The following is a 1,561-nucleotide window of genomic DNA, read 5'->3' on the forward strand; positions in this document are numbered from 1 at the left end:
GTTCCCTTGGGGTAGGCGACACGCTGGTACTGCGGCGCCTCATCCCCATCCCCATCCCCATCCAAGGTGACCACCAGCGCACCGTCGGCGCAACCAATGACCAGGCCGGCCGCGGTGGTGATGGCGTCACTGGCCTGGTCGCATTCGGCTTCCGTGCCGTTGACAGATTGGCCGTCCGGGCCGTGGAAGCGCACCTGCGTCGCTTTGCCGTTCTTGCCGGGGACGCTGACCACGGCGCCCTCGCCCAGCGGTGCCACGAGCCCGTCGTGCTTTCCCGTGTCGATCTCGAAGGTCGGATGCACATGCCCCTCGGCCAATTCCGCATTGTCTAGCAGCACCGCGCGGCCGGTGTCCCGGAAGAATACGCCGGTGCCGCCGGCGGTGGACAGCGCCGAGCCGGTCACCGCGGCGTCTTTGCCTCCTGCCAACGTGCCCAGGCTGCGTGGGGTGGCGCGGTAGTAGTGGAAATGATCGCCGTGGGCCCAGCTCCACATGCCGCTGTCAATCACCGAGAGCCCCTCGGCGGTGGAAGCGAAGACGTAGCGCCCATCGCTATACACCGAGGTGGGCGCGGCGATGGCTTCGAGGCTGCTCTCCTTGCCGTTCAGCAGGTCGGTCATGCCGGCGTTTCCGGCGGAGTCAATGGAGACGATATGCAACGGCGCTTCGGTGGTTTCCTGGGCTCCCTCGATTTCGCCGTGTCCCTCACTGCTTTCATGGTCATGGTCGTCGTGGTCGTGCTCGTCGTGGTTCGAGGATTCGCTCGGAGCCATTGACTGCTCGGCTGACGGCCCGGCGGGGGCACAGCCGGTGAGACCGGCGAGCAGCAGAGCGGTAGCGGCCAGGGGTGATGATGCGATTCATGGGGTTCTTTCAACTTCGTGGATTGCGGTGGGCGTAGCGGTTTCATGGTGTCGATCGGTGCTGCACAGCCGGTCAAGGCCGGCCCGCGCGACACCCGAAAATGCCGCGGCGAGGATCGCCGTGCCGGCAATTGAAGCCCCGGCCGCGGTACCCAGATACCAGGAGGCGCACAGGCCCACTGCCACCGCGGCGGAGCCGAAAACGGCAGCCAGCGCCATGGTGCTGGGAATCCGGGTGGTCCAGCGGTTCGCCGCGACCACCGGGGCCAGCAACAACCCAACAACCAGCAGCGTGCCTACCGCCTGGAAGGAGGCGACCACCGCCAGGGTTACCAGCCCGACCAGCACCACCTGCGCCATCCGGGGCTTCAATCCCAGGGTGGTCGCGATGCGCTCGTCGAAGGCCGCAGCGGTGAATCTTCGGTGGAATGCGAAGGCGATGACCAGCGCGGCGAGCAGCCCGAAGCACAGCACAAGCAGGTCGCCGGGGCCGATGGCAAGAATGTCCCCGAAGAGCATTGCCGTCGCGTCCGTGGCGAAACTGCGTGAATGCGAGACGATGATGACGCCGGCAGACAGCATTGCGACGAACAGCAAGCCGATGCTCGTGTCATAGGACATCCGTCCGCGTCGTTGCAGGGCGCCGATGGCAGCGCTCATGGCGACCGCGCTCACCGCGGCGCCAGCCAGCAGCGGGA

At 66.8% G+C, this 1,561-nt stretch carries 1 protein-coding gene and 1 pseudogene; both read right to left on the reverse strand.

Annotated features, from left to right (window positions below):
- Positions 1–773 (reverse strand): annotated as a pseudogene (locus JCM19049_RS13700) (ABC transporter); the annotation flags it as partial.
- Positions 774–860: 87 nt separating this feature from the next.
- A partial coding sequence (locus JCM19049_RS13705; RefSeq protein ID WP_279403232.1) for a metal ABC transporter permease occupies positions 861–1,561 on the reverse strand: 701 nt, incomplete at its 5' end.

The organism is Arthrobacter sp. JCM 19049 (assembly GCF_001310435.1).